This is a genomic window from Sagittula marina, from assembly GCF_014196795.1.
GTDB lineage: Bacteria > Pseudomonadota > Alphaproteobacteria > Rhodobacterales > Rhodobacteraceae > Sagittula > Sagittula marina.
Window position 1 is genome coordinate 1 of the sequence record NZ_JACIEJ010000032.1, and the last position, 1,564, is coordinate 1,564.

General features: G+C 55.1%; 1 rRNA gene (cut by a window edge). It reads right to left on the bottom strand.

The window, feature by feature from the left end:
• Positions 1 to 43 precede the first annotated feature (43 nt).
• Positions 44 to 1,564 (bottom strand): 23S ribosomal RNA (locus GGQ68_RS23920); it runs 1,330 nt beyond the window's last position.

The window sequence follows — 1,564 nt, forward strand, 5'->3', positions numbered from 1 at the left end:
ACAGGTTGGTTTGTCTTGGTGACGAACCTTGCTGTTACTGGATCAAATCAAGCCTATCGGACCATTAGTACCGGTCAACTGAATGCATTGCTGCACTTACATCTCCGGCCTATCGACGTGGTGGTCTTCCACGGTCCTCAGGGATACCTTGTTTTGAGGGGGGCTTCCCGCTTAGATGCCTTCAGCGGTTATCCTGTCCGAACATAGCTACCCAGCACTGCCGTTGGCACGACAACTGGTCCACCAGTGGTTCGTTCACCCCGGTCCTCTCGTACTAGGGGCAACTCCTCTCAAGTATCCTACACCCACGGCAGATAGGGACCGAACTGTCTCACGACGTTCTAAACCCAGCTCACGTACCTCTTTAAATGGCGAACAGCCATACCCTTGGGACCTGCTCCAGCCCCAGGATGAGATGAGCCGACATCGAGGTGCCAAACACTGCCGTCGATATGGACTCTTGGGCAGTATCAGCCTGTTATCCCCGGCGTACCTTTTATCCGTTGAGCGATGGCCCTCCCACTTGGGACCACCGGATCACTATGGCCGACTTTCGTCTCTGCTCGACTTGTCAGTCTTGCAGTCAGGCTGGCTTTTGCCATTGCACTCAACGAGCGATTTCCGACCGCTCTGAGCCAACCTTCGCGCGCCTCCGTTACGCTTTAGGAGGCGACCGCCCCAGTCAAACTACCCACCACGCAGGGTCCCGGATCCGGATAACGGACCGCGGTTAGACTTCAAACAGAACAAGGGTGGTATCTCAAGGGAGGCTCGACAGAGACTGGCGTCCCTGCTTCGAAGCCTACCACCTATCCTGCACATGTTGTGTCTGAAGCCAGTGCGAAGCTGTAGTGAAGGTGCACGGGGTCTTTCCGTCTAACCGCGGGAAGCCTGCATCTTGACAGGCAATTCAATTTCGCTGAGTCGATGTTGGAGACAGCGGGGAAGTCGTTACGCCATTCGTGCAGGTCGGAACTTACCCGACAAGGAATTTCGCTACCTTAGGACCGTTATAGTTACGGCCGCCGTTTACCTGGGCTTCAATTCAGAGCTCTCACCCCTCCTTTTAACCTTCAGGCACCGGGCAGGCGTCAGACCCTATACGTCGTCTTGCGACTTCGCAGAGCCCTGTGTTTTTAATAAACAGTCGCCACCCCCTGGTTTGTGCCCCCGGCACTCATGTACCGGGCCTCCTTCTCGCGAACTTACGGAGGTATTTTGCCGAGTTCCTTCAACATCGTTCTCTCAAGCGCCTTGGTATACTCTACCAGTCCACCTGTGTCGGTTTAGGGTACGGTCTCATGAAGGGCTATTTCCAGGAACCGTCTTGAACGTGCTCCAATCCGATAAGGAACACGCGTCGCCACGATCCGTCACATCCTTCTGGCCCAGGAATATTAACCTGGTTCCCATCGACTACGCCTTTCGGCCTCGCCTTAGGGGCCGGCTTACCCTGCTCAGATTAGCTTTAAGCAGGAACCCTTGGACTTTCGGCGAGGGAGTCTCTCACTCCCTTTGTCGCTACTCATGTCATCATTCTCGCTAGTGATCTCTCCACCGGATC